This is a genomic window from Streptomyces sp. NPDC058955, assembly GCF_042741435.1.
In the GTDB taxonomy this organism is placed as follows: Bacteria; Actinomycetota; Actinomycetes; order Streptomycetales; family Streptomycetaceae; genus Streptomyces.
This window is the reverse complement of the sequence record NZ_JBHYKM010000123.1, coordinates 17,072-22,535: the sequence shown is the minus strand read 5'-3', so window position 1 is coordinate 22,535 and position 5,464 is coordinate 17,072. Positions and strand designations below refer to the sequence as shown.

The window sequence follows — 5,464 nt, the reverse complement described above, 5'->3', positions numbered from 1 at the left end:
GGGGTCCCGGGGCTAACGACCGCGCCCCCGCTCCACCCCACCACCGGCCGGCGGTCGGGCGTGAGGCGGACGACCAGGTGGCGGCGCCACTGCTCGTCGTCCCGGTCCGGGCGGTCCTCGCGCCAGTGGCAGCCGCGGGTCTCCTCGCGCGCCAGGGCGGCCGCGGTCAGGACCCGGGCCACGCAGAGCAGGTTGGTGGTCTCCCAGGCGTCGACGCCCGGCTCGGCCGCCTTGCGCTCCTCCTCGGCGTCCTGCCGGAGCGCTTCGAGGGCGTCGGCGGCGGCCGTCAGGGAGGCCGCCGAGCGCAGCACGCCCGCGTCCCGGGTCATCACCCGCTGGATCTCCCGGCGGACCTCGGGCGCGAGCAGCGTCAGCACCGTGCCCCGGGGCTCGGTGTGCGACACGCCCTCGCGGTGCGGGCCGTGCTCGGCGATGTCCGCGGCGATCCGCTCCGCGAAGACCAGGCCCTCCAGGAGCGAGTTCGAGGCGAGCCGGTTGGCGCCGTGCACGCCCGTGCAGGCCACCTCGCCGCACGCGTACAGGCCGGGGACGGTGGTGCGGCCGTGCAGGTCGGTGCGGACGCCGCCGGAGGCGTAGTGGGCCGCCGGGGCGACCGGGATCGGGTCGGTGACCGGGTCGATGCCGTGCGCCCGGCAGGCGGCCAGGATCGTCGGGAAGCGGTGCTCCCACATGTCGGCGCCGAAGTGCCGGGCGTCGAGGTACATGTGCTCGGCGCCCTGCTGCTGCATGCGGCGGGTGATCGCCTTGGCGACGATGTCCCGGGGCGCCAGCTCGGCCAGCTCGTGCTGTCCGAGCATGAAGCGGACGCCGTCCGCGTCCACCAGGTGGGCGCCCTCTCCGCGTACCGCCTCGGAGACCAGCGGCTGCTGGCCCTCGGCGCCCGCGCCGAGGAAGAGCACGGTCGGGTGGAACTGGACGAACTCCAGGTCGGAGACCTCGGCGCCGGCCCGCAGCGCGAGGGCGACGCCGTCGCCGGTGGAGACGGACGGGTTGGTGGTGGCGGAGAAGACCTGGCCCATGCCGCCGGTGGCGAGGACCACGGCGGGGGCGCGGACGGCGCCGACGCCGTCGTGCTGGCCCTCGCCCATGACGTGCAGGGTGACGCCGGCCGTGCGGCCCTCGTCGTCCTTGAGGAGGTCGAGGACGAGCGCGTGCTCGATGGTCCGCACGCCCTGTTCGCGGATGGCCTCGACCAGGGCGCGGGAGATCTCCGCGCCGGTGGCGTCGCCGCCCGCGTGGGCGATCCGGCGGCGGTGGTGGCCGCCCTCGCGGGTGAGGGCGATCTCGCCGTCGTCGGTGCGGTCGAAGTCGGCGCCGGTGGCCATCAGGCGGCGGACGGCGTCCGGGCCCTCGGTGACCAGGAGGCGGACGGCCGGCTCGTCGCAGAGCCCGGCGCCGGCGACGAGGGTGTCGTCCAGGTGCTGGCCGGGGGTGTCGCCCTCGCCGAGCGCGGCGGCGATGCCGCCCTGGGCCCAGCGGGTGGAGCCGTCGTCCAGGTTGGCCTTGGTGACGACGACCGTACGGAGCCCGGCGGCGGTGCAGCGCAGGGCGGCCGTCAGCCCGGCGACGCCGGAGCCGACCACGACCACGTCGGCGTCGATGGCCCAGCCCGGCTCGGGGGCGTGCAGCCGTATTCCGGTCACGAGGCGGCTCCCTGGGTGGGTCCGAAGGTCAGCGGGATGTTGTCGATGAGGCGGGTGGTGCCCACGCGCGCGGCGAGCGCCAGGATCGCCTCGCCCTGGTGGCCGTCCTCGACCTCGGTGAAGTCGGCCGGGTCGATCAGGGCCAGGTAGTCGAGGACCAGCGGCGGCTCGGCGTTCGCGGCCTCGTCGAGGACCGCCCGCGCCGCCGCCCGTACGGCCTCGGCCCCGGCACCGGCGCCCTCGGCGGCCTGCGCGACGGCGTGGGTGTCGGCGGCGGCCCGGGCCTCGCCGAGCCGGGACAGCGCCTCGGCGCGGGTCTCGGCCCGCCCCTGGGCGCCGGGCAGGGCGAGGGCACGCGCGTGCAGCGCCTCCTGCGCGGCGAGCCGCTCGCGGGCGGCGAACAGGGCGCGGGAGAGGGCCAGGGCGGTGTGCCGCTCGGCGGCCGACAGATAGCGGTTGCGGCTCGACAGGGCGAGGCCGTCGGTCTCGCGGACCGTCGGGACGCCGACGATCTCGACCGGGAAGTTCAGGTCCGTCACCATGCGGCGGATGACGGCCAGCTGCTGGGCGTCCTTCTGGCCGAAGAAGGCCAGGTCGGGCCGGGTGAGGTGGAGCAGCTTGGCGACGACGGTGAGGACGCCGTCGAAGTGGCCGGGGCGGGAGGCGCCCTCCAGGCGGTCGCCCATGGGACCGGCGGTGATCCGGACCTGGGGCTGCCCGCCGGGGTACACCTCGTCGACGGAGGGGGCGAAGACGGCGCTCGCGCCGGCCGCGAAGGCCAGCTCCAGGTCGGCGGCGAGGGTGCGGGGGTAGCGGTCGAGGTCCTCGCCGGCGCCGAACTGGAGCGGGTTGACGAAGACGGTGACGACGACGAAGCCGTGCGCGCCGACCCGCTCGCGGGCGGCCCGGATCAGGGTGGCGTGGCCCTCGTGGAGGGCGCCCATGGTCATCACGACGGCGTTGTGCCCCGGCTCGCCGCCGAAGCGGGCGCGCACGTCCTCCAGCTGATCGACGGTGGAGATCAGCTCCGCCGGCGCGTGGCGCGCGGGGCTCTTCGGGGCGGACGGGCGGCTCATCGGTCGTCTCCTCGCGGCCCGTCGGCGGGGCCGGTCGTGTCGGCTGCGGGGTCGGCGGCGAGGACGCCCAGCAGGTCCTGGGCCAGCTCCGGCTTGAGCAGACCGTGCGCGAGCGCCCGGTCGGCGGTGGTGCGGGCCATCGCCAGATAGCCGGCGACGGTGCCGGGCGCGTGCTTGCGGAGCTCGGCCACGTGGGCGGCGACCGTGCCGGCGTCGCCGCGGGCGACGGGGCCGGTGAGGGCGGCGTCGCCGGACCGCAGCGCGTTGTCGAGCGCGGCGCCCAGGAGGGGGCCGAGCATCCGGTCCGGGGCGGCGACGCCGGCCGTGCGGAGCAGCTCCATCGACTGGGCCACCAGGGTGACCAGGTGGTTCGCGCCGAGGGCGAGGGCCGCGTGGTACAGCGGACGGGCCTCCTCGGCGATCCACTCGGGCTCCCCGCCCATCTCGATGACCAGCGCCTCCGCGGCGAGCCGCAGCTCCTCGGGGGCGGTCACCCCGAAGGAGCAGCCGGCCAGCCGCTGCACGTCGACGGCGGTGCCGGTGAAGGTCATGGCCGGGTGCAGGGCCAGCGGGAGGGCGCCCGCGCGGCGGGCCGGGTCCAGGACCCGGGCGCCGTACCGGCCGGAGGTGTGGACGATCAGCTGGCCGGGCCGGATCGCCCCGGTCCCGGCGAGCCCCTCGACGAGGCCCGGCAGGGCGTCGTCCGGGACGGTGAGCAGGACGAGGTCGGCGAGGGCGAGCACGCGCGCGGGCTCCACCACCGGCACGTCCGGCAGCAGCTCGGCGGCGCGGCGCCGGGAGGCGTCGGAGACCGCGGAGACGGCGACCGGGCGGTGCCCGGCGAGCTGGAGGGAGGCGGCGAGGGCGGGGCCGACGCGGCCGGCGCCCACGACTCCGACGGTGAGCCGGGCGGGCCGGTCCTCGGCCCTGGGCTCTGGCGCTGCTGGTGCGTTCACGGTGGTACGGGCCTTCCGTTCCAGTCCTCGGCGGGTACCGGACGATTTCTGGCCATGCTACGCCAGCGTTTCGTCCCTCCTCCCGGCCGCCCGAAACCCACGGGCGGGGGTGCGGGTGGCGGTGTGATGATCTCTCCATGGATATGGATCAGCTGCCACCGGGGACGCCCGGAGAGGTGACCGGAGGGGCGTCCGGCGGGGCTGCCACGGAGGCTCCCGACGAGGCCGCGGCCCGCCGGTACCGGGCCCAGGTGTGGGGCGGGGCCGCGCGCTCGCTGTGGTCCCCGTCCGTGGACGGCACGGTCGGCGGGCGGCTGCGCGAGCTGGCCGACTGGACGGACGCGGCGGGCCTGGCGGACGCCATGCCCGACATCTACGGCGACGGGCTCGTGGAGGTCCTGGAGGGGCGGGTCGCCGAGGAGCTGGGGATGGAGGCCGCCGTCTTCTTCCCGACCGGCACCATGGCCCAGCAGGTGGCGCTGCGCTGCTGGGCCGGGCGCACCGGCAGCCCGGTCGTCGCGCTCCACCCGCTCGCCCACCCCGAGCTGCACGAGGACGACGCCTTCGGGACCGTGTCGGGGCTGCGGACGGTCCACCCGACGGACGCGCCCCGGCTGCCGACGGCCGAGGAGGTGCGGGACCACCCGGAGCCCTTCGGGACGCTGATGCTGGAGCTGCCGCTGCGGGACGCGGGCTTCGTGCTGCCGTCCTGGGAGGAGCTGACCGCGACCGTGGAGGCGGCCAGGGAGCGGGACGCGGTGGTCCACTTCGACGGCGCCCGGCTGTGGGAGTGCCCGACGCACTTCGGGCGTCCGCTCGCGGAGATCGCCGAGCTCGCGGACAGCGTGTACGTGTCGTTCTACAAGTCCCTCGGCGGGATGTCCGGGGCGGTGCTGGCCGGGCCCGAGGAGCTGGTGGCGGAGGCACGCGTGTGGCTCCACCGGTACGGGGGCCTGGTCTTCCAGCAGTACCCGACGGCGCTCGCGGCGCTGCGCGGCCTGGACGTCGAGCTGCCCCGGCTGCCCTCGTACGTGGCCCACGCGCGCGTGGTGGCCGGGGCGCTGCGCGAGGCGCTGGCGGAGGAGGGCGGTCCGGGCTGGTTCCGGATCGGTCCGGAGGTGCCGCACACCCACCAGTTCCAGGTGTGGCTGCCGTACGAGCCGGACGTCCTGACGGCGGCGGCGCTCGCGCTGACCGAGCGGACCGGGGTCTGTCTCTTCCGCCGCTGGTTCGCGCCGGGCGCGGGCGGCCCGCCGGGGACCGCGTACACGGAGGTGACGGTGGCCGGGGCGGGCCTGGAGTGGACGGCCGAGGACGTCGGGAAGGCCGTACGGGACTTCCTGGCGCTCGTCCGCGACTGAACCCGCCCCGGCGGCGCCGCGGCGGGGCTCCTGGGCGGCGCCCCCGGCGACGGGACGCGGCCCGGTGGCGGCGGCTCTCAGCGGCGGCCGAGGAGTGCCGCGGCCCGGGCCAGGGCCGCGCGGAGGCGGCCGGTCGCGGGCCGGCCGGCCACCACCCGCTCGAAGCGGCGGTGCTCGCGCAGCCCGCGCAGCACGGCCAGGTCGTGGGTGCCGGGGGCGGGCGGCGGGGGCTCGCCGTGCCGCGCGGCCCGGTAGCTGTCGAAGAGGTGCTGCTGCAGCGCGTCCATGGACTCACCCTGGGGCCGCGCGGGCCTGCCCCGCGCGTCCATTTACGGGCGTAGTAAAACAGGGCGGCGGGCGCCCAGGGGAGTCCCGCACACGGGGGGGGGGTGCGTGTGCCACGGAAT

General features: G+C 77.1%; 5 protein-coding genes. 1 reads left to right on the top strand and 4 read right to left on the bottom strand.

Translation table 11 applies throughout. The features are described 5' to 3' along the window. From ACFW1I_RS32320 to ACFW1I_RS32310, 3 genes are all read right to left on the bottom strand, one after another. Positions 1-1,664: L-aspartate oxidase (locus tag ACFW1I_RS32320; protein ID WP_384676623.1), on the bottom strand; the 1,664-nt coding region annotated here is incomplete at its 3' end. After that, the gene (gene panC, locus ACFW1I_RS32315; protein WP_384676621.1) at positions 1,661-2,740 is read right to left on the bottom strand and encodes a pantoate--beta-alanine ligase; all 1,080 of its coding nucleotides are present in this window, start codon (positions 2,738-2,740) and stop codon (positions 1,661-1,663) included. The genes ACFW1I_RS32320 and panC, both read right to left, overlap by 4 nt. Then, the gene (locus tag ACFW1I_RS32310; RefSeq protein WP_384676619.1) at positions 2,737-3,696 is read right to left on the bottom strand and encodes a Rossmann-like and DUF2520 domain-containing protein; all 960 of its coding nucleotides are present in this window, start codon (positions 3,694-3,696) and stop codon (positions 2,737-2,739) included. The genes panC and ACFW1I_RS32310 overlap by 4 nt, the downstream gene beginning before the upstream one ends. A 137-nt stretch (positions 3,697-3,833) precedes the next feature. Between ACFW1I_RS32310 and ACFW1I_RS32305 the strand changes: the two genes are divergently transcribed. After that, positions 3,834-5,057 (top strand): threonine aldolase family protein, encoded by a 1,224-nt coding sequence (locus ACFW1I_RS32305; RefSeq protein ID WP_384676617.1) that lies wholly within the window; start codon positions 3,834-3,836, stop codon positions 5,055-5,057. Between the two features lie 77 nt (positions 5,058-5,134). On the opposite strand, the gene ACFW1I_RS32300 is transcribed toward ACFW1I_RS32305, so the two are convergent. Further along, entirely contained in the window at positions 5,135-5,344 is a 210-nt protein-coding gene (locus ACFW1I_RS32300) for a hypothetical protein (RefSeq protein WP_384676615.1), read from the bottom strand. Positions 5,345-5,464: the final 120 nt, after the last annotated feature.

Coding starts and splice junctions, on each gene's coding strand:
- panC (WP_384676621.1), bottom strand. CDS start 2,740: ATGAGCCGCCCGTCCGCCCCGAAGAGCCCCGCGCGCCACGCGCCGGCG.
- ACFW1I_RS32305 (WP_384676617.1), top strand. CDS start 3,834: ATGGATATGGATCAGCTGCCACCGGGGACGCCCGGAGAGGTGACCGGA.
- ACFW1I_RS32300 (WP_384676615.1), bottom strand. CDS start 5,344: ATGGACGCGCTGCAGCAGCACCTCTTCGACAGCTACCGGGCCGCGCGG.